The organism is Streptomyces sp. CRN 30, assembly GCF_034105845.1.
In genome coordinates this window covers 24121-50349 of sequence record NZ_JAVRHI010000038.1, presented here as the reverse complement: position 1 = coordinate 50349, position 26229 = coordinate 24121, and the positions used below count along the sequence as shown (strand labels likewise).

The 26229-nt window shown below is 71.7% G+C and carries 14 protein-coding genes, 1 tRNA gene and 2 rRNA genes; 13 read left to right on the top strand and 4 right to left on the bottom strand.

Annotation, left to right across the window (positions count from 1 at the left end):
- From UW392_RS04080 to UW392_RS04065, 4 genes are all read left to right on the top strand, one after another.
- Positions 1-118 (top strand): 23S ribosomal RNA (locus UW392_RS04080); the annotation flags it as partial.
- 91 nt (positions 119-209) lie between these two features.
- A 5S ribosomal RNA gene (gene rrf, locus UW392_RS04075) occupies positions 210-326 on the top strand.
- A gap of 114 nt (positions 327-440) precedes the next feature.
- Positions 441-1103 (top strand): DegT/DnrJ/EryC1/StrS family aminotransferase, encoded by a 663-nt coding sequence (locus tag UW392_RS04070; protein ID WP_320773462.1) that lies wholly within the window; start codon positions 441-443, stop codon positions 1101-1103.
- Between the two features lie 83 nt (positions 1104-1186).
- A tRNA-Thr gene (locus UW392_RS04065) sits at positions 1187-1259 on the top strand.
- 55 nt (positions 1260-1314) lie between these two features.
- On the opposite strand, the gene UW392_RS04060 is transcribed toward UW392_RS04065, so the two are convergent.
- The gene (locus UW392_RS04060; RefSeq protein ID WP_320773460.1) at positions 1315-4071 is read right to left on the bottom strand and encodes a SpoIIE family protein phosphatase; all 2757 of its coding nucleotides are present in this window, start codon (positions 4069-4071) and stop codon (positions 1315-1317) included.
- Positions 4072-4454: 383 nt separating this feature from the next.
- On the opposite strand from UW392_RS04060, the gene UW392_RS04055 reads away from it, so the two are divergent.
- From UW392_RS04055 to UW392_RS04015, 9 genes are all read left to right on the top strand, one after another.
- Positions 4455-9962 (top strand): HAMP domain-containing protein, encoded by a 5508-nt coding sequence (locus tag UW392_RS04055; protein WP_320773459.1) that lies wholly within the window; start codon positions 4455-4457, stop codon positions 9960-9962.
- Positions 9963-10342: 380 nt separating this feature from the next.
- Positions 10343-11026, top strand: a complete 684-nt coding sequence (locus tag UW392_RS04050; protein ID WP_320773458.1) for a two-component system response regulator — start codon at positions 10343-10345, stop codon at positions 11024-11026.
- Between the two features lie 187 nt (positions 11027-11213).
- The gene (locus UW392_RS04045) at positions 11214-13931 is read left to right on the top strand and encodes a DNA translocase FtsK (RefSeq protein WP_320773457.1); all 2718 of its coding nucleotides are present in this window, start codon (positions 11214-11216) and stop codon (positions 13929-13931) included.
- Positions 13932-14196: 265 nt separating this feature from the next.
- Positions 14197-15051 (top strand): RodZ domain-containing protein, encoded by an 855-nt coding sequence (locus tag UW392_RS04040; RefSeq protein ID WP_320773456.1) that lies wholly within the window; start codon positions 14197-14199, stop codon positions 15049-15051.
- A 160-nt stretch (positions 15052-15211) separates the two neighbouring features.
- Complete coding sequence (gene rimO / locus UW392_RS04035) at positions 15212-16684, top strand: 30S ribosomal protein S12 methylthiotransferase RimO (protein WP_320773455.1); 1473 nt, start codon at positions 15212-15214, stop codon at positions 16682-16684.
- Positions 16681-17376: a CDP-diacylglycerol--glycerol-3-phosphate 3-phosphatidyltransferase gene (pgsA, locus tag UW392_RS04030; RefSeq protein WP_320773454.1), complete on the top strand. Its 696-nt coding sequence runs from the start codon at positions 16681-16683 to the stop codon at positions 17374-17376. Before rimO ends, pgsA begins: the two co-directional genes overlap by 4 nt.
- On the top strand, positions 17373-17918 hold the full coding sequence (locus UW392_RS04025) for a CinA family protein (protein WP_320773453.1): 546 nt from the start codon (positions 17373-17375) through the stop codon (positions 17916-17918). The genes pgsA and UW392_RS04025 overlap by 4 nt, the downstream gene beginning before the upstream one ends.
- A 109-nt stretch (positions 17919-18027) precedes the next feature.
- Entirely contained in the window at positions 18028-18405 is a 378-nt protein-coding gene (locus UW392_RS04020; protein ID WP_320773452.1) for a helix-turn-helix transcriptional regulator, read from the top strand.
- Positions 18406-18828: 423 nt separating this feature from the next.
- Entirely contained in the window at positions 18829-19062 is a 234-nt protein-coding gene (locus tag UW392_RS04015; protein ID WP_320773451.1) for a hypothetical protein, read from the top strand.
- A gap of 39 nt (positions 19063-19101) precedes the next feature.
- Here UW392_RS04015 and UW392_RS04010 read toward each other — a convergent pair whose 3' ends face one another.
- The 3 genes from UW392_RS04010 to UW392_RS03995 all read right to left on the bottom strand — a co-directional run bounded on the left by UW392_RS04010 (position 19102) and on the right by UW392_RS03995 (position 26176).
- Positions 19102-19932 (bottom strand): Fpg/Nei family DNA glycosylase, encoded by an 831-nt coding sequence (locus tag UW392_RS04010; RefSeq protein ID WP_320773450.1) that lies wholly within the window; start codon positions 19930-19932, stop codon positions 19102-19104.
- A gap of 43 nt (positions 19933-19975) precedes the next feature.
- The gene (locus UW392_RS04005; protein WP_320773449.1) at positions 19976-24859 is read right to left on the bottom strand and encodes an ATP-dependent helicase; all 4884 of its coding nucleotides are present in this window, start codon (positions 24857-24859) and stop codon (positions 19976-19978) included.
- Between the two features lie 339 nt (positions 24860-25198).
- Positions 25199-26176: a hypothetical protein gene (locus UW392_RS03995; protein ID WP_320773448.1), complete on the bottom strand. Its 978-nt coding sequence runs from the start codon at positions 26174-26176 to the stop codon at positions 25199-25201.
- Positions 26177-26229: the final 53 nt, after the last annotated feature.

The following is a 26229-nucleotide window of genomic DNA, read 5'->3' as shown; positions in this document are numbered from 1 at the left end:
GACTCCCACCCACTTGATGGGGTAAGGCTCCCAGTAGACGACTGGGTTGATAGGCCGGATATGGAAGCACGGTAACGTGTGGAGTTGACCGGTACTAATAGGCCGAGGGCTTGTCCTCAGTTGCTCGCGTCCACTGTGTTGGTTCTGAAACCACGAACAACCGTCGTAGCCGTCAAAGGCCGCGGCTCCGGTTGATTGTTTCATAGTGTTTCGGTGGTCATAGCGTGAGGGAAACGCCCGGTTACATTTCGAACCCGGAAGCTAAGCCTCACAGCGCCGATGGTACTGCAGGGGGGACCCTGTGGGAGAGTAGGACGCCGCCGAACAATTATTGAAAGAGTCGGTCCCCGGACTTCGGTCCGGGGACCGGCTCTTTTTTATTTCCTGTCACTCCGTGTTCACGTTGCGCGATCACCATGCCTGTCATGAGTACCGTTGGATTGCTCAAGGCGGCAGGCGTCGGCTCTGGTGACGAGGTCGTAGTGCCGGCGTTCGACGACGTGGACCTCGCCACGGCCGTGAGCTTGACCGGTGCCGTACCGGTCTTCGCCGACATAGATCCGGTGACGTACTGCCTCGACCCGGCATCGGTGAGCGCCGTCGTCACCCCTCGGACGGCGGCTGTCGTCGTCGCGCACCGCTTCGGCCGGTCGGCCGACGTCTCCCGGCTGCGCGCCCTCGCTCAACGGCACGGGCTCCTGGTGCTGGAGCAGCATGACGCCGACGCACCGTACGACGAGACTGCTCGGCGCAGACAGTGGGCCGCCTACCTCGACGCGCGGCTCAACGGGGTGCGCACGCCCGAGGAGGCGGAAGGGCACACGTACCAGCAGTACGTCGTCCGAGTGCCGGGCAATGGACGGCCGGACCGGGACGCCTTCGCGCGGGCCGTGCAGGCCAGGGGAGTGCGGTGCCGGGTGCCGGTGAAGACGCCCGTGCACCGGATGCCCGCGTTCCGCAGGGACGTATGCCTGCCGGAGACCGAGCGGGCCGCGGACGAGACGCTGGCGCTGCCCGTGGAAGCGTCACTGACGAGACGGGACATGCAGCGCATTGTGTCGGCCTGCAACGCGCTCGGAGGACTGCTCCAGCCCGCGTTCTGAGCGGATGTAGGCGGTTGGGAGCACAGGTCCGTTCGGGGTATGATCTATTCCGTTGCCGCGGGGGAAACCCCGAAAGGCAACAGGCCCCCATAGCTCAGTCGGCAGAGCGTCTCCATGGTAAGGAGAAGGTCAACGGTTCGATTCCGTTTGGGGGCTCCGGCCAGAAGACCCCGCCCATTCGGGCGGGGTCTTCTTCGTGCTCTCGCTGCTCTCAGTCCTTCTGCAGGCCCGGTACCCGCATGGTCAGGATCGCCATGTCGTCCGACGGGGCGTCGGAGGCGAAGCGTTCGACCGCACGCATGATGCGGGCCGCCACGGCGCCCGCCGTCAGGCCCGTGCAGCCGGTCAGGACGTCCGCGAGACCGTCGTCGCCCAGCATGCGCGAGCCCTCACGCCGTTCGGTGACGCCGTCTGTCACGCACAGCAGGACGTCACCCGGGTCGAGCCGCACCTCCTGCTCGTAGAGGTCGAGCTCCTCCATGACGCCGAGCAGCGGCTGCGGTTCGGCGGCCGGCTCCACCGTGCCGTCCTGGCGCAGCCGCAGCGGCAGCGGATGGCCGGCGCAGACGACCTTCAGCAGGGCGCCGCCGTCCTCCTGGGGCCACAGCTCGCCGTACAGCAGCGTGAGGAAGCGGCCACGGTCGCCCTCGTCGAGGATCGCGGAGTTCAGCCGGTCCAGGACCATCGGCCCGCTCAGCCCCTCGCGGGCCAGCAGCCGGAGCGCGTGCCGGGCGAGACCGGTGACGGCGGCGGCGTTCGGGCCCGTACCGCAGACGTCACCGATGGCGAAGCCGTACGCGCCGTCGCGGATGGGGAACAGGTCGTAGAAGTCGCCGCCGACCTCGTTGCCCTCGCCCGCCGCGCGGTAGATGACGTCGACCTCCACGCCGTCGATGTCCGGCAGGCCGGGCGGGAGCAGGCTGCGCTGCAGGGACTGACTGATCGCCATGCGCTCGGAGTACAGGCGGGCGTTGTCCAGGGCCAGGGCGGCCCGGCGGCTGAGGTCCTCGGCCAGCTCCAGGATCTCCTGGCGGAAGTGCTCGTCGCTGGGCTTGCCGAGTGTCAGCATGCCGATGACGCGGTTGCGGGCCACCAGGGGGAGGACGACCGTCTCGCCACCCACCGCCGAGGCCGTCGCCAGTGTCGTGCCGATGCCCGAGCTGACGGTGGTCGGCTCGTTCAGTCCGAGGCTGCGCATGGACTGGCGCAGTGCCGCCTGGTGGGCGGCCTCGGAGGGGGCCGACCACACGCGGGCGCCCGGGGTGGGGATCGGGTCCGGCGGCTGGATCTTGGACAGCAGGGCCTTGAGGCCGTCGATGCGGTCCTCGTCCTCGTGGAGGACGTACGACAGGTAGGGCTCCGAAGCCTGGTCGGCGATCGTGTAGACCGCGCACCAGGTAGCGAGGGTGGGAATGGTCATCTGGGCCATCAGCGCCAGGGTCTGGTCGCGGTCCAGGGTGCCGGCGAGCAGGTCGGACGCCTCGACCAGGAAGCTGAGCGAACCGCGGCGCAGCCGCTCCAGCTCGCCCAGGCGGGCCGACTCCACGGCGAGCGCGATGCGGTCGGCGGCGAACTGCAGGCGCAGCGCCTCCTCGTTGGAGTACCGGCCGGGCGCCTCCGCCGCCACACCCAGCGAGCCCGTGAGGCGGCCCTCGACCTTCAGCGGGACCGTGACGACCGAACGCATGCCCGTGCCGCTCATCAGGGGCACGGCACCGGGGACGGCCGAGAGGTCGTCGTGGACCGCGGGCATGCGGGCCGAGCTGTAGCGGCCGGGGCCGGCCTCCACGGGGACCCGGGCGAAGCGCTGCCGGGCGGAGGGCAGGCCGGTGGAGGCGCGCACCTCCAACTCCGTCTCGTCGTCCGTGGCCAGCAGCAGGAAGGCCGCGTCACCGTCGAGCATGTCGCGGGCGCGCTCGACGGTGCGCTGCAGCAGGCCGTCCAGGTCGTCGGGGGCCGGGGAGCCGATGAAGACCTCGAAGGGATCCGTGTTCTGGCTCTCGGACGCGGTCACCGTGTCGGGGGACGAGGAGCCGCGCAGCGGGGTCTGCAGGACGGCGCGCTCGTGGTTCCGCACGAGGAGACAGACCGTCGAGGGATCGCCTTCCGTGTCGCGGACACGCAGGTGGGAGGCGTACACGGGGGTCACGCGGCCGTTGGCGCCACGGATGCCGTAGCTGCCCTCCCAGCGTGAGAGCTGGAGGGCCTCGACGATGCCGGTACTGGTCCCCGGGGTGTGCGGCCAGGCGGCGAGGTCGGTGAGGGGCTTGCCGACGACCTGTTCGGCCGGGTAGCCGAAGAGGTCCTCGGCGTCCTCGTTCCAGGCGGTGATCGAGCCGGATCGGTCGATCTGGATCACCGCGACGCGTACGCGGCCGTCGGCGAGCGGCAGGAGGGCGGCCGGCAGCGACGGGCCCGCGGCACGCGTGCCCACCGGGCGCTCGGGGAGGTCCAGCTGGAACCAGACCTGCTTGTGCGTGGGCGTGTACTCGACACCCCAGCGGGTGGCCAGCGCCGCGCACAGCTGCAACCCGCGGCCGCCCTCGCGGTCGGGGCTGCCCATGTTGACGGGAGCGGACTGGAGAGCGATCTCACGCTCGGGATATCTGTCGGCGACCTCGACCCGTACACCGTCCTCTATGCGCAGGCACAGGACGTCGGCCGCGGTGCCGGCGTGCACCACCGCGTTGGTGACCAGCTCGCTGGTCAGCACCACGGCGTCGTCGACGATGTCGGCGAAGCCCCAGCCCTGGAGGGTGTCGCGGACGAAGGAGCGGGCGGTCGCGACCGATCGCCCGACGGGCTCGAAACTGGCAGCCGCGCGCGCGGTGATCACAGAACTCCTTGTCCGGTTCTCTACGAGCGGGTGTGCGTGGCCGACCCGCTCCTGCACAGGCAGGAGCGGAGTAGGGTGCTCCGTCGGCCGAGGATCCTGGGGTGCTTCCCCAGGATGCAGTCCGGTGGTCATGGTGCGGCCGCCCCTCCGATGCCTGCCCGCTCGTGCTCGTGCCACCGCCCAGGCCGGACGGACCGGTATGGCTGGACAGCCGCATGCAAGGTTACTTACCTTCGCCGTCCATGCGGATGCCGGTCGCGCGGTAATCCGCCCCCGGGGGCGTGCGGACGATGTGCGAAGCTGCCGAACTGTTATGGCCTGGTTCAGCCATGGTGAAACACTGGGCAAGCTTCCAAGGAAGGTACGGCCAGGTCGAGTGCCTTCCCGGCTAGCGGGCAGCAGCCTTCCGGCGGCTCCTGGTATATCGAGGCAGCACCACGCGGCGGCGCACGGCACGCCGGGCAGCACCTGGAACACGTAGAGCAGAGATGGTCGACCCCCGCGGGAGGGACACAGTGGAGTCTGGCGCAGCGGCGCGGGGCACGGAGACGCGCGCGAAAGGGGGACAGACCCCGGGGAGCAGGCGCGCCACGCGCGGTGGCACCACCGCGGTGGAGACGGCTTCCCTCAACCGGTTGCTCGCGGCTCTGGAAGCGATGCGAGACGGCAATTTCCGCAAGCGCCTGCCGGTCACCGGCGACGGCGTCATGTCGGAGATCGCGGCGGCGTTCAACGACGTGGCCGACCGGAACCTGCACCTGACCGGCGAGCTGTCGCGGGTGCGGCGCGTGGTGGGCCGTGAGGGCAAGCTGACCGAGCGGCTGGAGGCGGGCGCCTGCGAGGGTTCCTGGGGGGCGGCGATCGACGCCTCCAACGCGCTGGTGGACGATCTGGCGCGGCCCGTGTCCGAGGTCGGCCGGGTGCTGTCCGCGGTGGCCGAGGGCGATCTGTCGCAGCGGATGGAGCTGCGGGCCCAGGGCACGGACGGGAACGGCGGGCATCCGCTGCGCGGGGAGTTCCTGAAGGTCGGGCGTACGGTCAACAATCTGGTCGACCAGTTGTCGACGTTCACCGACGAGGTCACGCGCGTGGCCAGTGAGGTCGGTACCGAGGGCAAGCTGGGCGGTCAGGCCCGGGTACGCGGAATGTCCGGATCCTGGAAGGATCTGACCGACTCCGTCAACACGATGGCGTACCGGCTGACCGCGCAGGTGCGGGACATCGCACTGGTGACGACGGCGGTGGCCAAGGGCGATCTGTCGCGCAAGGTCACGGTGCACGTGGCCGGCGAGATGCTGGAGCTGAAGAACACCGTCAACACGATGGTCGACCAGCTGTCGTCCTTCTCCGCCGAGGTCACCCGGGTCGCGCGCGAGGTGGGCGTCGAGGGCGAGCTGGGCGGCCAGGCGCAGGTCCCGGGCGTGGCCGGCGTGTGGAAGGACCTCACCGACTCGGTGAACCTCATGGCGGGCAACCTCACGGCCCAGGTACGGGGCATCGCGGAGGTCACCACCGCCGTCGCCAACGGTGACCTGTCGCGGAAGGTGACCGTGAGCGCGCGCGGCGAGGTCGCGCAGCTCGCCGAGACGATCAACCAGATGACCGAGACGCTGCGGACGTTCGCGGACGAGGTCACCCGGGTCGCCAACGAGGTCGGTGCCGAGGGCCGCCTCGGCGGCCAGGCGAACGTGCCGGGGGCGGCGGGCACCTGGAAGGACCTGACCGACTCCGTCAACACCGTGTTCAGGAATCTGACCACACAGGTGAGGGACATCGCCGCGGTGACGACGGCGGTGGCCAACGGTGACCTGTCGCAGAAGGTCACCGTGGACGTCGCGGGCGAGATGCTGGAGCTGAAGAACACCGTCAACACGATGGTGGACCAGCTCTCCGCGTTCGGTGCCGAAGTGACGCGCGTTGCGCGCGAGATCGGCGTCGAGGGCGAGCTGGGTGGTCAGGCGCAGGTGCCGGGTGCGGCCGGGACGTGGAAGGACCTCACCGACTCCGTCAACACGGCGTTCCGTAACCTCACCGGCCAGGTGCGGAACATCGCACAGGTGACGACGGCGGTGGCCAACGGCGACCTCTCGCAGAAGGTCACCGTGGACGTGTCCGGCGAGATGCTCCAGCTGAAGAACACCGTGAACACGATGGTGGACCAGCTGTCGAGCTTCGCCGACCAGGTGACCCGGATGGCCCGTGACGTGGGCACGGAGGGCCGTCTCGGCGGTCAGGCCCGGGTGGACGGTGTCTCGGGGACGTGGAAGGAGCTCACCGACTCCGTCAACTTCATGGCGGGGAACCTGACCTCGCAGGTGCGGCAGATCGCCCAGGTGACGACGGCGGTGGCCCGCGGTGACCTGTCGCAGAAGATCGACGTGGACGCGCGCGGGGAGATCCTCGAGCTGAAGAACACGATCAACACGATGGTGGACCAGCTCTCCGCGTTCGCCGACCAAGTGACACGTGTTGCGCGTGAGGTGGGTACGGAGGGCCGGCTCGGCGGGCAGGCTCAGGTGCCCGGCGTCGCCGGGGTGTGGCGGGACCTCACCGACTCCGTGAACGGCATGGCCGGCAACCTGACCGCCCAGGTGCGCAACATCGCGCAGGTCGCCACGGCGGTGGCCCGCGGTGACCTGTCGCAGAAGATCGACGTGGACGCGCGCGGGGAGATCCTCGAGCTGAAGAACACCCTCAACACGATGGTGGACCAGCTGTCGAACTTCGCCGAGCAGGTCACGCGCGTGGCCCGTGAGGTGGGCACCGAGGGCATGCTCGGCGGCCAGGCGGAGGTCCAGGGCGTCTCGGGCACGTGGAAGGACCTCACGCAGTCCGTGAACGGCATGGCCAACAACCTGACCATGCAGGTGCGCAACATCGCCGAGGTCACGACGGCGGTCGCCAACGGCGATCTGTCCAAGAAGATCACCGTCGACGCGAAGGGCGAGATCCTCGAGCTCGTCACGACCGTCAACACGATGGTCGACCAGCTGTCCAACTTCGCCGAGCAGGTGACCCGGGTGGCCCGCGAGGTGGGCACCGAGGGCCAGCTGGGCGGCCAGGCCCGGGTGCCCGGTGTCTCGGGCATCTGGAAGGACCTGACGGACAACGTCAACGTGATGGCCAACAACCTGACCGGCCAGGTCCGCAACATCTCCCAGGTCGCGACCGCGGTCGCCAACGGTGACCTCACCAAGAAGGTCACCGTCGAGGCCAGCGGCGAGGTGGCCCAGCTCGCCGACACCGTCAACACGATGGTGAAGACCCTGAGCTCGTTCGCCGACCAGGTGACCCGGGTGGCCCGCGAGGTGGGCACGGACGGCATCCTCGGCGGGCAGGCGCGCGTGCCGGGCGTGTCCGGCACGTGGAAGGACCTCACCGAGTCCGTGAACCAGATGGCGTCCAACCTGACCGGACAGGTGCGCAACATCGCGATGGTCACCACGGCCATCGCCAAGGGCGACCTGACCAAGAAGATCGACATCGACGCGCGCGGCGAGATCCTGGAACTCAAGACCACCATCAACACGATGGTCGACCAGCTCTCGTCCTTCGCCGAGGAGGTCACCCGCGTCGCCCGAGAGGTGGGCACGGAGGGCCAGCTGGGCGGTCAGGCGCGCGTGCGGGACGTCGACGGCACCTGGCGCGACCTCACCGAGTCGGTGAACGAGATGGCGGGGAACCTGACCCGGCAGGTGCGTGCCATCGCGCGCGTGGCCACCGCGGTGACCCGCGGCGACCTCAACCTGAAGATCGACGTGGACGCCTCGGGCGAGATCCAGGAGCTCCAGGACTACATCAACAAGATGATCGCCAACCTGCGCGACACCACGATCGCCAACAAGGAGCAGGACTGGCTGAAGGGTAACCTGGCCCGGATCTCCGCGCTGATGCAGGGCCGCCGCGACCTGGCGGACGTGGCCTCGCTGATCATGAGCGAGCTGACGCCGGTGGTGTCCGCGCAGCACGGCGCGTTCTTCCTCGCCCTCCCGCTGGTCGACGGCAAGGACCTCAAGGACGGCACCCAGGGCGACGACGCGTACGAACTGCGCATGCTGGGGTCGTACGGCTACTCCATGGGGTCCATGCCGACGTCGTTCCACCCGGGTGAGGCGCTCATCGGGACGGCGGCCCAGGAGAAGCGCACGATCCTCGTGGAGAACGCTCCGAGCGGCTACCTGAAGATCTCCTCCGGGCTCGGCGAAGCGCCCCCGGCCCAGGTCATCGTGCTTCCGGTGCTCTTCGAAGGGACCGTGCTCGGTGTCATCGAGCTGGCCTCGTTCACGCCGTTCACGCAGATCCAGAAGGACTTCCTGAACCAGATCGCGGAGATGATCGCGACCAGCGTCAACACCATCTCCGTCAACACCAAGACCGAGGTGCTGCTGAAGCAGTCCCAGGAGCTGACCGAGCAGCTGCGGCTGCGCTCGGAGGAGCTGGAGCAGCGGCAGAAGGCCCTGCAGGCCTCCAACGCGGAGCTGGAGGACAAGGCCGAGCTGCTGGCCCGGCAGAACCGCGACATCGAGGTGAAGAACACCGAGATCGAGGAGGCGCGGCAGGTCCTGGAGGAGCGCGCCGAGCAGCTCGCCGTCTCGATGCGCTACAAGAGCGAGTTCCTGGCGAACATGTCGCACGAGCTGCGCACCCCGCTCAACTCGCTGCTCATCCTCGCCAAGCTGCTCGCCGACAACCCCGAGACGAACCTCACCCCCAAGCAGGTCGAGTTCGCCGAGACGATCCACGGCGCCGGTTCCGACCTGCTCCAGCTGATCAACGACATCCTCGACCTGTCCAAGGTCGAGGCGGGCAAGATGGACGTCTCCCCGACGCGCATCGCCCTCGTCCAGCTCGTCGACTACGTGGAGGCCACCTTCCGTCCGCTCACCGCGGAGAAGGGTCTGGACTTCTCGGTGCGGGTCTCCCCGGAGCTGCCCGCCACGCTGCACACCGACGAACAGCGCCTGCTGCAGGTGCTGCGCAACCTGCTCTCCAACGCGGTGAAGTTCACCGACACCGGCGCCGTCGAGCTGGTGATCCGGCCCGCGGGCGCGGACGTGCCCGTGGCCATCCGGGAGCAGTTGCTGGAGGCCGGCTCGCTGCGGGACGCGGACGCCGACCTGATCGCGTTCTCCGTCGCCGACACCGGCATCGGCATCGCGGCCAGCAAGATGCGGGTCATCTTCGAGGCATTCAAGCAGGCGGACGGCACGACGAGCCGCAAGTACGGCGGTACGGGCCTCGGGCTGTCCATCTCGCGGGAGATCGCGCGGCTGCTGGGCGGCGAGATCCACGCCCAGAGCGAGCCCGGCCGCGGCTCCACGTTCACCCTGTACCTGCCGCTGCACCCGAGCGAGCTGCCGCCGCAGGGCTACACGCAGGCCGCGCCCGCCCTGGAGGCCGGGGAGCTGGTGGAGGCCGAGGCGCAGGCGCCGTCCGGCTTCGAGACGCCGGCCGAGGTGAAGTCGTACCAGGCGACCCAGAACGGGCCCGCCGCGCTGTTCAGGCGGCGCCGCAGGACGCTGCCGGCGGCGGACGGACACGGCGCCCTGCCGGGCGGGGCCACCGCTCCCTCCGGGCCTCCCGCGCAGGAGCAGTGGTCGCCCAACGGCCAGGAGGCGGCCCCGCAGCCGCGGCAGCCGGTCCGCTTCGACAGCGAGCAGGTGCTGATCGTCGACGACGACATCCGCAACGTCTTCGCGCTGACCAGCGTCCTGGAGCAGCACGGCCTGTCGGTGCTGTACGCCGAGAACGGCAGGGAGGGCATCGAGGTCCTGGAGCAGCACGAGGACGTGGCGGTCGTCCTGATGGACATCATGATGCCCGAGATGGACGGTTACGCCACGACGACGGCCATCCGGCGGATGCCCCAGTTCGCCGGGTTGCCGATCATCGCGCTGACGGCCAAGGCGATGAAGGGCGACCGGGAGAAGGCCATCGAGTCGGGCGCCTCGGACTACGTCACGAAGCCGGTCGACCCCGATCACCTGCTCTCGGTGATGGAGCAGTGGATGCGGGGCGAGTGACCGGTGTTCCGCGGCGCGGGGCGCCTCCCGCGCGGCGGGGAGCGCGGCGGTGTGCGGCCCGCGCACCCGGGGTAAGCGGCCGAAAGCGGGTCCCGCGGTGGCGAGTTGTCGCCCCCGCGGGACCGGCGCGGCATAACTGAGTGTGGTGGAAGCCGTGTAGAAGTGCGGGATTCGGGGAACCTTCTGGTCCCCCGCTACGTTTCTGCTACGTGCACGGTGACATCGCGGTGACAGGGTGTGGCGACGGGCGGGGTGCGGCTACGATGACCGGCACGAGGACGGGCGGCACAAGGAAGTCGCCCTCTGGGACGGCCCTCGGTGGTGCCGCTCCAGATCCTGCGGACAGGGGAGGCCCCACGCCGGGGCGAGGAGGGCGGGCCATGGTGCAGAAGGCCAAGATCCTCCTGGTCGATGACCGGCCGGAGAATCTGCTGGCGCTGGAGGCCATTCTCTCCGCGCTCGATCAGACGCTGGTGCGGGCATCGTCCGGGGAGGAAGCGCTCAAAGCGCTGCTGACGGACGACTTCGCGGTCATTCTGCTGGACGTCCAGATGCCGGGCATGGACGGTTTCGAGACGGCCGCGCACATCAAGCGGCGGGAGAGGACCCGGGACATCCCGATCATCTTCCTCACCGCCATCAACCACGGACCGCACCACACCTTCCGCGGGTACGCGGCGGGCGCGGTCGACTACATCTCCAAGCCGTTCGACCCGTGGGTGCTGCGCGCCAAGGTCTCCGTGTTCGTCGAGCTGTACATGAAGAACTGCCAGCTCAGGGAGCAGGCGGCGCTGCTGCGGCTGCAGCTGGAGGGTGGCGGCCGGTCCGCCGTCGGCGACAGCAAGGAACCCGCGGGAATCCTCGCGGAGCTCTCCGCGCGGCTGGCCGCGGTGGAGGAGCAGGCGGAGGCGCTCTCCAAGCAGCTGGACGACGAGTCCGCGGACGCCGCGACGGTGGCCACGGCCGCCCATCTCGAACGCAAGTTGACGGGCCTGCGCCGCGCGCTGGACGCCCTGGAACCGGGCACGGGCAGCGGAGCCGCCTCCGTACCGTCGCAGAACTGACAGCAGGTCCCGCAGGAGCCGGTCACACCGGCCGTGCCGCGTTGTGCCAGGCGGCCCAAGCCGCGTGACGGGAAGTCAGGGCTTCGGCGGGGGCCTCGTCAGCTTTCTGCCCCTCCTCCCGCGACACGAACGGGTGAAGCGGTGGGCACACGTGTCCGTTGTGGTTCGCGACGGTAATCTCGCACTCATGGCCTCACGTCAGCCCGCAGCCAAGAAGCCGCCCGCGAAGAAGGCGGTTGCCCCCACGAAGGCTCCGGCGAAGAAGGCCCCCGCGAAAAAAGCCGCCGCGAGGAAGGCGCCCGCCAGGAAGGCGGCTCCGAAGCCGGTACCCAGTCCGACCGGGGGCGTGTACAGACTCGTACGCGCGGTCTGGCTCGGTGCCGCGCACGCCGTCGGCGCCGTGTTCCGGGGCATAGGGCAGGGCGCGCGGGGCCTCGACCCGGCGCACCGCAAGGACGGCGTCGCGCTGCTGCTGCTGGCGCTCGCGCTCATCGTCGCCGCCGGTACCTGGTCCAGCCTGCAGGGCCCGGTCGGTGACCTCGTCGAGATGCTCGTCACCGGCGCCTTCGGCCGGCTCGATCTGCTCCTGCCGATCCTGCTCGCGGTCGTCGCCGTACGGTTCATCCGCCATCCCGAGAAACCCGAGGCCAACGGGCGCATCGTGATCGGCCTGTCCGCGCTCGTGATCGGCGTGCTGGGACAGGTGCACATCGCGTGCGGCTCGCCCGCGCGCAGCGACGGCATGCAGGGGATAAGGGACGCCGGCGGCCTCATCGGCTGGGGCGCCGCGAGCCCGCTGACGTTCACCATGGGCGAGGTGCTCGCCGTACCGCTGCTCGTGCTGCTCACCGTGTTCGGGCTGCTCGTCGTCACGGCGACCCCGGTGAACGCCGTTCCACAGCGGCTGCGGGCGCTCGGCCGGAAACTCGGCATCATCCAGGACCTCGACGGCCGGGAGTTCACCGAGGACGACGAGCGGTACGAGGAGCAGTGGCGTGAGGCGCTGCCCGCGCGCGCCCGTCGGCGCGCCGGTACTCCGCAGGCGTACGACCCCGACAGCGGCGAGCAGGAGCCGCTCACGAAGCGCCGCGGGCGGTCCCGGCGCTCCGGGGCACCGGAGTCCGACGCGAACCGCCCGAAGGGTCCCGTGGACGTCGCCGCGGCCGCCGCCGCCGAGCTGGACGGCGCCGTCCTGCACGGCATGCCGCCCTCCCCGGTCGTCGCCGACCTCACCCAGGGCGTCACCGCGGACCGCCACGGCCGTCAGGAGACCACGCCCGTGCCGGCGGCGCGCGCCGAGGAGCCCGTGCCGGCGGCCGCCGAGGTCCCGCAGCGGAAGAGGTCGGGCTCCGGCGTCCCGGACCTCACCAAGGCAGCTCCGGAGGCCCCTCGCGACCTTCCCGCGCGCGCGGAGCAGCTCCGGCTCTCCGGGGACGTCACCTACGCGCTGCCGTCCCTGGACCTGCTGGCGCGCGGCGGCCCCGGGAAGGCGCGCAGCGCGGCCAACGACGCCGTCGTCGACTCGCTCACCACCGTCTTCACCGAGTTCAAGGTGGACGCGCGGGTCACCGGCTTCACGCGCGGCCCGACGGTCACCCGGTACGAGATCGAGCTCGGCCCGGCCGTGAAGGTCGAGCGGATCACGGCGCTCACCAAGAACATCGCGTACGCCGTCGCCAGCCCCGACGTGCGGATCATCAGCCCGATCCCCGGCAAGTCCGCGGTCGGCATCGAGATCCCCAACACCGACCGCGAGATGGTCAACCTCGGCGACGTGCTGCGGCTCGCGGAGTCCGCGGAGGACGACGACCCGATGCTGGTCGCGTTCGGCAAGGACGTCGAGGGCGGCTACGTCATGCACTCGCTGGCGAAGATGCCGCACATGCTGGTCGCCGGCGCCACCGGGTCCGGCAAGTCGTCCTGCATCAACTGTCTGATCACCTCGGTCATGATGCGGGCGACCCCGGAGGACGTCCGGATGATCCTGGTCGACCCCAAGCGCGTCGAGCTGACCGCGTACGAAGGCATCCCGCACCTGATCACGCCGATCATCACCAACCCGAAGCGGGCCGCCGAGGCGCTCCAGTGGGTCGTGCGGGAGATGGACCTCAGGTACGACGACCTGGCCGCGTACGGCTACCGGCACATCGACGACTTCAACCGCGCGGTGCGCGAGGGGAAGGTGAAGCCGCCGGAGGGCAGCGAGCGCGAGCTCCAGCCGTACCCGTACCTGCTGGTGATCGTCGACGAGCTCGCCGACCTGATGATGGTGGCGCCCCGGGACGTCGAGGACGCGATCGTGCGGATCACGCAGCTCGCGCGCGCGGCCGGCATCCACCTGGTGCTCGCCACGCAGCGGCCGTCCGTGGACGTCGTCACCGGTCTGATCAAGGCGAACGTGCCGTCGCGGCTCGCCTTCGCCACCTCCTCGCTCGCCGACTCGCGCGTCATCCTGGACCAGCCCGGCGCCGAGAAGCTGATCGGCAAGGGCGACGGGCTGTTCCTGCCGATGGGCGCGAACAAGCCGACCCGTATGCAGGGCGCCTTCGTGACCGAGGAGGAGGTCGCGGGGGTCGTCCAGCACTGCAAGGACCAGATGACGCCGGTCTTCCGGGACGACGTCGTGGTCGGCACCAAGCAGAAGAAGGAGATCGACGAGGACATCGGCGACGACCTGGACCTGCTGTGCCAGGCGGCCGAGCTGGTCGTCTCCACGCAGTTCGGCTCGACCTCGATGCTCCAGCGCAAGCTGCGGGTGGGCTTCGCCAAGGCGGGGCGGCTGATGGACCTGATGGAGTCGCGGAACATCGTGGGGCCCAGCGAGGGCTCCAAGGCGCGGGACGTCCTGGTCAAGCCCGACGACCTGGACGGTGTGCTCGCGGTGCTCCGTGGGGAGGATTCGTAGGGAACCGGTCGTCGGCCGGTTCCCTACGCGTACGCGTACCGGGGGGCGGGTAGACGATTGTGACTCACCCGTAAGGAACCGGTGAGCAACCGTTTCCCTCCGGCGCACGTCAAGTTGAGGGAGGGGACACTCGGCTGTCCCATCCTCAGGATGTCCGGCCATTCTGATGGCGTACAAAGCATCACCGTCCGGTTGCCCCACGCTTTCGCACCCCCCCTAGACTGAACCTCCAGCACAGGTGGCTACACCCTCGAAAGGCGCCCCCGTGTCCATCGGCAATCCCTCTGACGGCAATCCCCCTGAAGACGAGCGTCCGTTCGAAAACGAGCTGGACGAGCACGAGGCGGAACGCCCCTCGATCGGCCACGTCCTGCGGCAGGCGCGCATTGCGGCCGGTCTGACCGTCGACGACGTCAGCAACGCCACCCGGGTCCGCATCGCCATCGTGCACGCGATCGAACAGGACGACTTCGCCCCCTGCGGCGGCGACGTGTACGCGCGCGGGCACATCCGCACCCTCGCGCGCGCGGTGCACGTCGATCCCGGACCGCTGCTGGCCCGGTACGACGCCGATCACGGCGGGCGGCCCGCACCCACCCCGGCGGCCCCGCTCTTCGAGGCCGAGCGCATCCGCCCCGAGCGCCGCGGCCCCAACTGGACCGCGGCCATGGTCGCCGCCATCGTCGCGGTGATCGGTTTCGTCGGGTTCACGCTGTTCGGCGGTGACGACGAGGAGGGCGCCAGGACGCAGGTGGCCGAGGGGTCCACCGCGACGACGAGCGCGCCCGCCTCGCAGCCGCCGAAGAACGAGAAGCCCGAGCCGGAGCCGTCGGACAGCGCCATCGCGGCCGCGCCCCGCGACAAGGTGACCGTCCAGGTGAGCGCCGTCGACGGCCGCAGCTGGATCTCCGCCAAGGACCACAACGGCCGGCTGCTCTTCGACGGGCTGATGGAGCAGGGCGACTCCAAGACCTTCCAGGACCAGCAGAAGATCGACCTCGTCCTCGGCGACGCCGGCGCGATCCAGCTGTACGTCAACGGCAAGAAGATCGAGGACGAGTTCCGGGCGGGCGCGGTCGAGCGCCTGACGTACACGAAGGGCGACCCCGAGGCCGGATAGTCCCCGAACGGGGGAGCCGGCCGGGCGGCCTCGTCCGGCCGGAATCGGACGGAAGGCGCCGGTGGGGACACGCGCGCGGGGGCACCGGGGCACGGGGTCGGCCGGGATCGGCCAACCCCGTCGACGTGGGCCGTCAGTGGGACGAAGTAGTCTTGAGCCCATGCCTGAACGCCGTACCGTCGCACTCGTCACCCTTGGCTGCGCCCGTAACGAGGTGGACTCGGAGGAGCTCGCAGGCCGCTTGGAGGCGGACGGCTGGGAGCTCGTGGAGGACGCCGAGGACGCTAATGTCGCCGTGGTCAACACGTGCGGCTTCGTCGAGGCCGCCAAGAAGGACTCCGTGGACGCGCTCCTGGAGGCCAACGACCTCAAGGGCCACGGCAGAACCCAGGCCGTCGTGGCGGTCGGCTGCATGGCCGAGCGGTACGGCAAGGATCTGGCGCAGGCGCTGCCCGAAGCCGACGGCGTGCTCGGGTTCGACGACTACGCGAACATCTCCGACCGGCTGCAGACGATCCTCTCCGGCGGCATCCACGCCTCGCACACCCCGCAGGACCGGCGCAAGCTGCTGCCGATCAGCCCCGCCGAGCGGCAGAGCGCGGGCGTCGACATCGCCCTCCCCGGGCACGCCCCGGTCGACCTCCCGGAGGGCCTAGCGCCCGCCTCGGGCCCCCGCGCGCCCCTGCGCCGCCGGCTGGGCGGCTCGCCCGTCGCCTCGGTGAAGCTCGCCTCCGGCTGTGACCGGCGGTGCTCCTTCTGCGCCATCCCGTCCTTCCGCGGCTCCTTCATCTCGCGCCGCCCCAGCGACGTGCTGAACGAGACGCGCTGGCTCGCCGAGCAGGGCGTCAAGGAAATCATGCTGGTCTCCGAGAACAACACCTCGTACGGCAAGGACCTCGGCGACATCCGGCTGCTGGAGTCGCTGCTGCCCGAGCTCGCCGAGGTGGACGGCATCGAGCGGGTGCGCGTCAGCTACCTGCAGCCCGCCGAGATGCGGCCCGGGCTCATCGACGTGCTCACCTCCACGCCCAAGGTGGCGCCCTACTTCGACCTGTCCTTCCAGCACTCCGCCCCCGGCGTGCTGCGCGCGATGCGGCGCTTCGGGGACACCGACCGCTTCCTCGAGCTGCTCGACACCATCCGCGCCAAGGCCCCGCAGGCCGGTGCCCGGTCCAACTTCATCGTGGGCTTCCCCGGTGAGACCGAGGAGGACCTGGCGGAGCTGGAGCGCTTCCTGAACGGCGCGCGGCTGGACGCGATCGGCGTCTTCGGCTACTCCGACGAGGAGGGCACCGAGGCCGCGACGTACGGGAACAAGCTGGACGAGGACGTGGTCGCCGAGCGTCTCGCGCGTGTGTCCAGGCTGGCGGAGGAGTTGGTCTCGCAGCGCGCCGAGGAGCGCCTCGGCGAGACGCTCCAGGTGCTGGTCGAGTCGGTCGACGGCGAGGACGGACCGTACGGCCGCGCCGCGCACCAGGCACCCGAGACGGACGGCCAGGTGCTGTTCACCAGCGGTGCGGGGCTGCGCGTCGGTGCGCTGGCCGAGGCCAAGGTGGTCGGCACGGAGGGCGTCGACCTGGTGGCCGAGCCGCTCCCGGGTGCGACGGCGTGTAGCGAGGAGGCGGCCAGATGACGGGAGTCCCGGCATCCGCGGCGGGCGGGCCCCCCAGCGCCCCTGGCGCCCCGGGCGAGGCCAAGCCGGTGCGCGGCGGGAAGCTGGGCGCTGCCGCCGTCGATCAGGCCAGCCTCTGGAACATCGCGAACATCCTGACCATGCTGCGCCTGGTCCTGGTGCCCGGTTTCGTCGTGCTCATGCTGATGGACGGCGGGTACGACCCGGTGTGGCGCGCCTGGGCCTGGGCGGCCTTCGCCGTGGCCATGATCACCGACGTCTTCGACGGGCACCTGGCGCGGACCTACAACCTCGTCACCGACTTCGGGAAGATCGCCGACCCCATAGCCGACAAGGCGATCATGGGAGCGGCGCTGGTCTGTCTCTCCTCGCTGGGTGACCTGCCGTGGTGGGTGACCGGGGTCATCCTGGGCCGGGAACTCGGCATCACCCTGATGCGTTTCCTGGTCATCCGGTACGGGGTCATTCCCGCGAGCCGCGGCGGCAAGATGAAGACGCTGGCGCAGGGCACCGCCGTCGGCATGTACGTACTGGCGCTGACGGGACCGCTGGCGACCCTGAGGTTCTGGGTGATGGCTGTGGCGGTCGCCCTGACCGTGGTGACCGGACTCGACTACGTGAGACAGGCCATTGTGCTGCGCAGGCGGGGAATGGCCGAGCGGGAGGCTGTGTTGCAGGAGTCGGAGCGGTGAGTTCCAGGGCCGCCGAGGTGCTGCGACTACTGCGCGTGAAGGGCGAGACCCTCGCCGTCGCCGAGTCGCTGACCGGTGGTCTGGTGGCCGCGGAGATCACCGCGACCCCCGGGGCCTCGCAGGCCTTCCGGGGCTCGGTGACCGCCTACGCCACCGAACTCAAACGGGAGTTGCTCGGCGTCGACGGCGCCCTGCTGGCGATGCGGGGTGCGGTGGATCCGCAGGTCGCGGCCCAGATGGCGGCCGGTGTGCGGAAGGCGCTCGGTGCGGACTGGGGGATCGCGACCACGGGGGTCGCGGGTCCGGACCCGCAGGACGGGCAGCCGGTCGGCACCGTTTTCGTGGCCGTCGACGGGCCCGGCGGCGCGGATTCCGGTGATACCGGTGGCGGGAAAGTGGCCGCGCTGCGGTTGAACGGCGACCGGGCGGAAATTCGTATGGAGAGTGTACGGAGCGTACTCGCCCTGCTCCTCGAGGAGCTCAGGGGCGAACGGACCGGGAACGAGCGGGCACAGGATACGGAACAGAACGGGGGGACTTGATGTTTGCAGCCCTGAGTGAACACGACAGCGCTCCCCGCACGGCCGCGGCGCAAGGCGGTACGGTGGGGCGTGAAGGATGCGGTTACACGGTCCGAGGAGGGAGCCACCGATGATTCTGCTCCGTCGCCTGCTGGGTGACGTGCTGCGTCGGCAGCGCCAGCGCCAGGGCCGTACTCTGCGCGAAGTCTCCTCGTCCGCCCGAGTCTCACTCGGCTATCTTTCCGAGGTGGAGCGGGGGCAGAAGGAGGCTTCCTCCGAACTGCTCTCCGCGATCTGCGACGCGCTGGACGTACGGATGTCCGAACTCATGCGGGAAGTGAGCGACGAGCTGGCCCTCGCGGAGCTGGCCCGGTCGGCATCGGCCACCGAGCCGGTGCCCGCGCCGGCGCGCCGCCCCATGCTGAACTCCGTCTCGGTGACCGGTGTGTCACCGGAGCGGGTCACGATCAAGGCGCCCGCCGAGGCGGTGGACGTCGTCGCCGCGTGAGGCGCGCGTACGCGTGAGCCACGTGCCGGACAGACGCCCGGCGCGGACCTGAAGAAGTGTGGCAAGGCCCCGGCCGGGGCCCCACCGGGTGAACCCCGGAGGGGCCCCGGCCGGGGTTTTCGCGTCTGGGGCGGGCCGCGCTCCGCTTGCCGGTCCCCGGTGCGGGGGTCATCGTGGAGGGGCGAAGCTCGGGGCTGTAGGGGCTGCACGGAAGAGCCCGCCCGACGGACGACGGATCCGGAGCATGCCGGTCCACAACGTGATGAGCCCGCCCGTGGGCGTGCCTGAACGCGGGCGCCGGGCGCGCGCGGTGCCTCTCTTCGCCCGTGGTGCGCCCTGTCGGCCGATACGGGCAGCTGCCTAGTGTCGGGCCGGAGGGTTCGAAACGACCCCGGACGGCTGGGGCGGCCTGGAGGTGCGGCCATGCGGACAGTGCGTTGGGGAGCGGTACTGAGCGTGGGGGCACTGTGGTGGTGGGGCGTACTGCGGATCGCGTTCGCCCCGGACGCCGGCCTGGTCGAGGCGACGGTCGCCGCCGGCGGATGGGGGCTGAGCCTGCTGCCGGTGCACTGCGCCCCCAAGGACCGCACCGTGCCGGAGCCCGCTGCCACGATGGCGCCACCGTGTGAGGGGACCAGGGCGTCCGAACCGTCGTGACCCGGGCCGGGCCGTTCCGGCGGGTGTGCTGAGGTGTCCTCAGGAGGCCGTACGGCGGTGGGAGCGGCGTACGGGCGCCGGGGCCGGGCCCGTCTGGCATGTGGGGCACCAGTAGGTGGGGCGCTCGCGGGCGCCGTCGCCCTGGTCGGCCAGGCGGACGGGGGTCCGGCAGCGCAGGCAGGGGCGCCCCGCGCGGCCGTACACGAAGAAGTTCTGGCGGGGCAGGCCCGTGGTGTTGCGGTCCGGGCGGTCACGGTTGACCTCCAGCAGCCGCTGCGCCAGCTCGGGCAGCTGGGCGGCGTGGCCCGGCGGGAGGTCGCCGACCGGCAGCCACGGGGTGACCTTGAGCAGGAAGCAGAGCTCGCACTTGAAGACGTTGCCGATGCCGGCGAGGTTGCGCTGGTCCAGGAGGGCTTCGCCGAGGGGGCGGGTGGGGTCGGCGAGGAGACGGGTGAGGGCGAGGTCCGGGTCCCAGTCGGGTCCGAGCAGGTCGGGGCCCAGATGGCCGACGACATCCTGCTCCTCGGCGGTGCGCAGCAGCGCGAGGACGGGAAGGCGGTAGCCGACGGCTGTCCGTTCGGTGGTGCCGAGGACGGCCCGGATCTGGTGGGTGGGGCCACCGCTCCAGCGCTGTCCGTTCTCGAAGACCTTCCAGGCGCCGTCCATCCGCAGATGGGAGTGGAGCGTCAGGCCGCCCTCGATCCGGGTGAGCAGGTGCTTCCCGCGCGGGGTGACGTCCAGGACGGTGCGGCCGGTGAGGTCGGCGGTGGCGAACTTCGGTACCCGGAGGTCGGAGCGGGTCAGCACCCTGCCCGCGAGGGCGGTGTGCAGCCGTTTCGCGGCCTGCCAGACGGTGTCTCCTTCGGGCATGGTCCAAGGGTGGCACGGTGCGGGCGGAGACCGTCCCGGAGGCCTAGGCGCGCAGCCGCAGCCCGCGGGGCGTCGCGACGAAACCGGCTCCTTCCAGGAGGGCGCCGAGCGGTGACGTGAGTGCCGGGGTGCCGTTGACGCGTTCCACCGTGACCGTGCCGAGGGAGCCCGCGCGGGCGGACGCGGCGAGGGCCTCGGCGGCGGCCGGCAGGCGCGGATCGTCGGCGAGCGTGCCGTCCGGGTCCGAGGGCCAGGCCAGGAGGGTCTTGCCGCCCCGCTCCACGTACAGGGTCAGCTCGCCGTCGACCAGGACGACCAGGGCGCCCGCCTTCCGGCCCGGCTTGTGCCCGGCCCCGGACGGGGGCTCCGGCCACGGGAGGGCCGCGCCGTACGCATGGGCGGGGTCGGCGGCCGCCAGGACCACGGCCCGGTCGTCGGCGGCGCGGCGGCGGGCCCTTTCACCGCCCACGCCGTACCGGCCGCCGTGGCGCTGCCCGTCGGCCCGGGCCTCGGGAAGACGGCTGCCGCCCAGGCCCCCGGTGGCACTGTCTCCGGGCGACCCGAACGGGTCGGTGGTGCCGGCGGGGAAGCCGACCGGCCCGGTCGCACCGCCCGTGGCGCCGGGGCGGCCGAGGTGGGGAGGGAACTCGGGCGGCGCGAACCCGGCGTCCGGCCCGGTCTCTCCGCGCTCCCGTGCGTTCGCCGTCGCCCGCAGGCGGTCCACCGCGCCCTCCATCGCGAACTGGGCGGCACCCAGTCCCTCGACGACGTAGCCGCGGCGCGCCTGACCGCTCTCCTCGAAGGCGGACAGCACCCGGTAGACCGCAGAGAAACCGCCCTCGACGCCCTCGGCGGCCACGGCGCCCCGGGTCACCACGCCGTGCCGGTCGAGCAGGGTGCGGGCCAGGGCGTGGGCGCGCACGGTGGGGTCCGGCTCCTGGGCGGGGAGCAGGGACCAGCGGCCCGCGACCGTGGGAGGGCCGGTACGGGACTGGGGGCGCGCGGCGGCGGTCAGGGAGCCGTAGCGGCCGCGCGGCACGGCGCGCTTGGCGCGGTGGGCCGTGGCACCGGCCGTACGGCCCGAGCCGAGCAGCGAGCGCATAGGGGTGAGCGTGTCGTTGGTGAGCAGGCCCGACCAGGCCAGGTCCCAGACGGCGTCGGCCAGCTGGGGATCGGTGACGTCGGGGTGCGTGGTGGCACGGACCTGGTCGGCGATCTGGCGGAAGAACAGGCCGTACCCGCCGGACAGCGCGTCGAGCACCGACTGGTGGAGCGGGGTCGTCTCCAGGAGGTGCGGGGAGGGGAGCAGCAGCGGGGCCGCGTCCGCGAGGTACAGGGAGACCCAGCCGTCCTTGCCGGGGAGTGCTCCGGCACCCGCCCAGACGACCTCGCCCGCCGCCGTCAGCTCGTCGAGCAGCGCCCCCCGGTAGTCGGCGACGCGGGACGGCAGTACCAGCTTCTCCAGGGCCGAAGCCGGTACGGAGGCGCCCTGGAGCTGTTCGATCGCGCGGACCAGTCCGTCGACGCCCCGCAGTCGGTGACCTCCGCCCACGTGCTGCCACCGCGGCAGGAACTGCGCGAGGGCGGCTGGAGGCGCCGGCTCCAGTTCGTGCCGGAGCGCGGCGAGGGAACGGCGGCGCAGCCGACGCAGCACGGTCGCGTCGCACCACTCCTGGCCGATGCCCGCGGGGTGGAACTCGCCCTGCACGACGCGTCCGTTCGCCGCGAGGCGCTGGAGGGCGCCTTCGGTGACGGCCACGCCGAGGCCGAAGCGGGCCGCCGCCGTGGCCGAGGTGAAGGGACCGTGCGTGCGCGCGTACCGCGCGAGGAGGTCGCCGAGCGGGTCCTTGACCGGTTCGGTGAAGGCCTCCGGGACACCGACGGGCAGCGCCGTGCCGAGCGCGTCCCGCAGCCGGCCGGCGTCCTCGATCGCCGCCCAGTGGTCGGCCCCGGCGATCCTGACCCGGATGGCACGGCGGTTCGCGGCCAGCTCCCGGGCCCAGTCGGGCTCGGCGCCCCGCTCGGTCAGCTCGGTGTCCGTGAGCGGGCCCAGCAGTCGCAGCACGTCCGCCACGCCTTCGGGGTCCTTCACCCGCCGGTCCTCGGTGCGCCATTGCAGCTCCCGCTCCAGCTCGGTCAGCACCTCGCCGTCGAGCAGCTCACGCAGCTCCGCCTGGCCCAGCAGCTCGGCCAGCAGCCGGGAGTCCAGCGACAGGGCGGCGGCCCGCCGCTCGGCGAGGGGGGAGTCGCCCTCGTACAGGAACTGCGCCACGTACCCGAAGAGCAGGGAGCGGGCGAACGGTGAGGGCTCCGGGGTGGTGACCTCGACGAGCCGTACCTTGCGGGACTCGATGTCGCCCATCAACTCGCCGAGCCCGGGAACGTCGAAGACGTCCTGCAGGCACTCGCGGACCGCCTCCAGCACGATCGGGAACGAGCCGAACTCGCTCGCCACCTTGAGCAGCTGGGCGGCCCGCTGGCGCTGCTGCCACAGCGGGGTCCGCCTGCCCGGGTTGCGCTTGGGCAGCAGCAGCGCGCGGGCGGCGCACTCGCGGAACCGGGACGCGAACAGCGCGGAGCCGCCCACCTGTTCGGTGACGATCTGGTCGACCTCGCCCTTGTCGAAGGCCACGTCCGCCGCGCCGACGGGGGCCTTCTCGGCGTCGTACTCCGTGCCGCCCTTCATGGGGTCCTGGTCGAGCAGGTCCAGGCCCATCAGGTCGGCGTCCGGCAGCCGCAGCACGATGCCGTCGTCGGCGTGCATGACCTGGGCGTCCATGCCGTAGCGCTCGGACAGGCGGGCGCCGAGGGCGAGTGCCCAGGGGGCGTGCACCTGGGCGCCGAAGGGGGAGTGCACGACGACCCGCCAGTCGCCCAGCTCGTCGCGGAAGCGCTCGACGACGATGGTGCGGTCGTCCGGCACGTGACCGCAGGCCTCGCGTTGTTCGGCGAGGTAGGACAGGACGTTCTCCGCGGCCCAGGCGTCCAGGCCGGCCGTGCGCAGGCGCAGCCGCGCGTCGTCCGGGGTCAGGGAGCCGATCTCGCGCAGGAAGGCACCCAGCGCGCGCCCCAGCTCCAGCGGCCGGCCCAGTTGGTCGCCCTTCCAGAAGGGCAGCCGGCCCGGGACCCCGGGCGCGGGGGAGACCAGCACCCGGTCGCGTGTGATGTCCTCGATGCGCCAGGAGCTGGTGCCCAGCGTGAAGACGTCGCCGACGCGCGACTCGTACACCATCTCCTCGTCGAGTTCGCCGACCCGGCCGCCGCCCTTCTTCGGGTCGGCGCCCGCGAGGAACACCCCGAACAGGCCGCGGTCCGGGATCGTGCCCCCGGAGGTGACGGCGAGGCGCTGGGCGCCGGGGCGGCCCGTGACCGTGCCGGTGACCCGGTCCCAGACCACGCGCGGGCGCAGCTCCGCGAAGGCGTCCGACGGGTAGCGGCCCGCGAGCATGTCGAGCACGGCCGTGAACGCGGACTCGGGGAGCGAGGCGAAGGGGGCGGCACGCCGCACCAGGGCGAGCAGGTCGTCGGCCTGCCAGGTGTCCAGCGCGGTCATGGCGACGAGCTGCTGGGCGAGCACGTCCAGCGGGTTGGCGGGGACGCGCAGGGACTCGATGGCGCCGGTGCGCATCCGCTCGGTGACCACGGCCGCCTGCACGAGGTCGCCGCGGTACTTGGGGAAGACCACGCCCGTGGAGACCGCGCCCACCTGGTGTCCCGCGCGGCCCACGCGCTGGAGGCCGGAGGCGACCGAAGGCGGTGACTCCACCTGGATGACGAGGTCCACGGCGCCCATGTCGATGCCGAGCTCCAGGCTGGAGGTGGCGACGACGGCGGGCAGGCGACCCGCCTTCAGGTCCTCCTCCACCTGGGCGCGCTGCTCCTTGGAGACCGAGCCGTGGTGGGCGCGGGCGATGACCGGGGGAGCGCCGTGGGCCGCGCCCGAGTTGCCCATCAGCTCGGCCGGGGAGTGGTGCTCCTCCAGAGCCTCCAGGGACTCGCCGGTGGCCCGCTCGTGGGCGATCTCGTTGAGCCGGTTGCACAGGCGCTCCGCGAGGCGGCGGGAGTTGGCGAAGACGATCGTCGAGCGGTGCGACTGGACGAGGTCGGTGATGCGCTCCTCGACGTGCGGCCAGATCGACGGGCGGTCGGCGCCCTGTGCGCCGTCGGCCGCGGGCGAGCCGCCCAGCTCACCCAGGTCCTCGACCGGGACGACCACGGACAGGTCGAACTCCTTGCCGGACGGCGGCTGGACGATCTCCGCCTTGCGGCGTGGGGACAGGTACCGGGCGACCTCGTCGACCGGGCGGACGGTCGCCGAGAGGCCGATGCGGCGGGCGGGCCTCGGCAGGAGCTCGTCGAGCCGCTCCAGGGAGAGGGCGAGATGCGCGCCGCGCTTGGTGCCGGCGACCGCGTGCACCTCGTCGAGGATCACGGTCTCCACGCCGGTCAGCGCGTCACGCGTGGCCGAGGTGAGCATCAGGAACAGCGACTCCGGCGTGGTGATCAGGATGTCCGGCGGGCGGGTGGCGAGGGCGCGGCGGTCGGCGGCCGGGGTGTCGCCGGAGCGGATGCCCACCTTGATCTCCGGCTCGGGCAGGCCGAGGCGCACGGCCTCCTGGCGGATACCGGTGAGCGGGCTGCGCAGGTTCCGCTCCACGTCGACGGCGAGGGCCTTCAGCGGGGAGACGTACAGGACGCGGCAGCGCTTCTTGGGGTCGGCGGGAGGCGGGGTGGAGGCCAGTTGGTCCAGGGCGGCGAGGAACGCGGCGAGGGTCTTGCCCGAGCCGGTCGGGGCGACGACGAGCACGTCCGAGCCCTCGCCGATCGCCTGCCAGGCCCCGCCCTGCGCCGCTGTGGGCGCGGAGAACGCCCCCGTGAACCAGGAGCGGGTCGCGGGGGAGAAGGCGTCGAGCGGGGAACTGGCCATGCATCCATCCTGCACCCGTGCACTGACAATGCGGTTGACCTGCGGAAATGCCGCCGTGCGAGGAAGGCGCGCCGGGCGGTGGCCGGATGCGGCGGGAGGATGAGGGCGTGAGGGGTTCCGGGAAGCGGGCGCGGCACTGGCGGTGTGCGGAGTTGCCGGGCGTCGGTCTGCTGCGGGCCCGGTACGTCCATGAGCGGTTCGTACGGCGCGCGCACGAGCACGTGCGCGCGCCTTTCCTGACCGTCGTGGCCGCGGCCGTAGTGGTGACGGCCGGGGAACGGGCGCTGAGCGCGGACCGGGCCCGCACGCGCGCGTGCGGGCCCGGAAACGCCTCCGGCGTCACAGGCGCTCGTACGCGCGGAGCGTGAGCAGCGCCTCGATGGTGACGATGGGGCGCCTCTCCCGTTCGGGGCCCGGCGCCCACTGACCCCGGGGACGGTGCCCGTCGGCCGAACAGCGGGCGAGGACCGGCCAGCCACCGTCCTCCTGCTGGCCGGCCGTCAGGAAGTCCAGCGACCGGGCCATCTCCTCGTCGGTGAACCACGCGCGCGCGAGGGAGTCCGGGGTGCGGGCGTAGTCGTACGGGAAGTGGTGCCCGCCCGGCGCGCAGCCGTCCGGCATCGGACACGCCTCCAGCTCCCCGGGGTCCAGTACCACCAGCCGGTGGCCGCGGACCAGACGGCCGAGCCGGTCGGCGGCCGCCTCCGCGCGCGGGCGGTCGGGCACGGAGTCCAGGAAGGCCACGGCCGCCTCGATCTCGAGCGGATGGGACCGCTCCAGGGCTTCGACCGCCTGCCAGCAGAAGTCGGTGGCCCGGAACAGCCACGCGTGCCACACCTCGTTGCCGTGCAGCAGTCCCACCACGGGCCCGGTGGCGAGGAGGTCGCCCGGCGGGGCGTCGGCGGCGGGGCGGGAAGGTGCCGTGGGGTGGCCGTGCCGGCTGGGACGGAGCGCCGGGAGGGCGCCGTCCGGTGTCGACACGGAGGTCAGGTAGCGGCAGACGCGTTCCGCCCGCTGTCCCGCGCAGCGGGCGATCGAGTCGAGTACGCGCAGTGCGTGCGCGGTGTGCAGCGGCTGGCTCACGGGCCCGCGCACATCGGGCTCCAGCGCGTGGCCGTACCCCTCGTCCGGGTTGCGGTAGGCGGTGAGCGCGGTCTCCACCGCGTCGGCGTCGCCGTCCAGGAAGTGGTACACGAAGCGGCGCTGCTCCAGCACGCGCGCGGTGTGCCAGATGAACTGCTCGGCGCGCGTGAGCGGAGTGTGCGCCACGGACGTCGGGGGCGTCGGGGGGAGTGGGGATGCTCCTGTTTCGGCCATGCGTCAGACCGTAGGGCGGAAAGCGTTCTCGGCAAGCGGTCCCGGCTCGGCCC

Coding starts and splice junctions, on each gene's coding strand:
- UW392_RS04060 (WP_320773460.1), bottom strand. CDS start 4,071: ATGACCACCGGACTGCATCCTGGGGAAGCACCCCAGGATCCTCGGCCG.
- UW392_RS04050 (WP_320773458.1), top strand. CDS start 10,343: ATGGTGCAGAAGGCCAAGATCCTCCTGGTCGATGACCGGCCGGAGAAT.
- UW392_RS04045 (WP_320773457.1), top strand. CDS start 11,214: ATGGCCTCACGTCAGCCCGCAGCCAAGAAGCCGCCCGCGAAGAAGGCG.
- rimO (WP_320773455.1), top strand. CDS start 15,212: ATGCCTGAACGCCGTACCGTCGCACTCGTCACCCTTGGCTGCGCCCGT.
- pgsA (WP_320773454.1), top strand. CDS start 16,681: ATGACGGGAGTCCCGGCATCCGCGGCGGGCGGGCCCCCCAGCGCCCCT.
- UW392_RS04020 (WP_320773452.1), top strand. CDS start 18,028: ATGATTCTGCTCCGTCGCCTGCTGGGTGACGTGCTGCGTCGGCAGCGC.
- UW392_RS04015 (WP_320773451.1), top strand. CDS start 18,829: ATGCGGACAGTGCGTTGGGGAGCGGTACTGAGCGTGGGGGCACTGTGG.
- UW392_RS04010 (WP_320773450.1), bottom strand. CDS start 19,932: ATGCCCGAAGGAGACACCGTCTGGCAGGCCGCGAAACGGCTGCACACC.
- UW392_RS04005 (WP_320773449.1), bottom strand. CDS start 24,859: ATGGCCAGTTCCCCGCTCGACGCCTTCTCCCCCGCGACCCGCTCCTGG.
- UW392_RS03995 (WP_320773448.1), bottom strand. CDS start 26,176: ATGGCCGAAACAGGAGCATCCCCACTCCCCCCGACGCCCCCGACGTCC.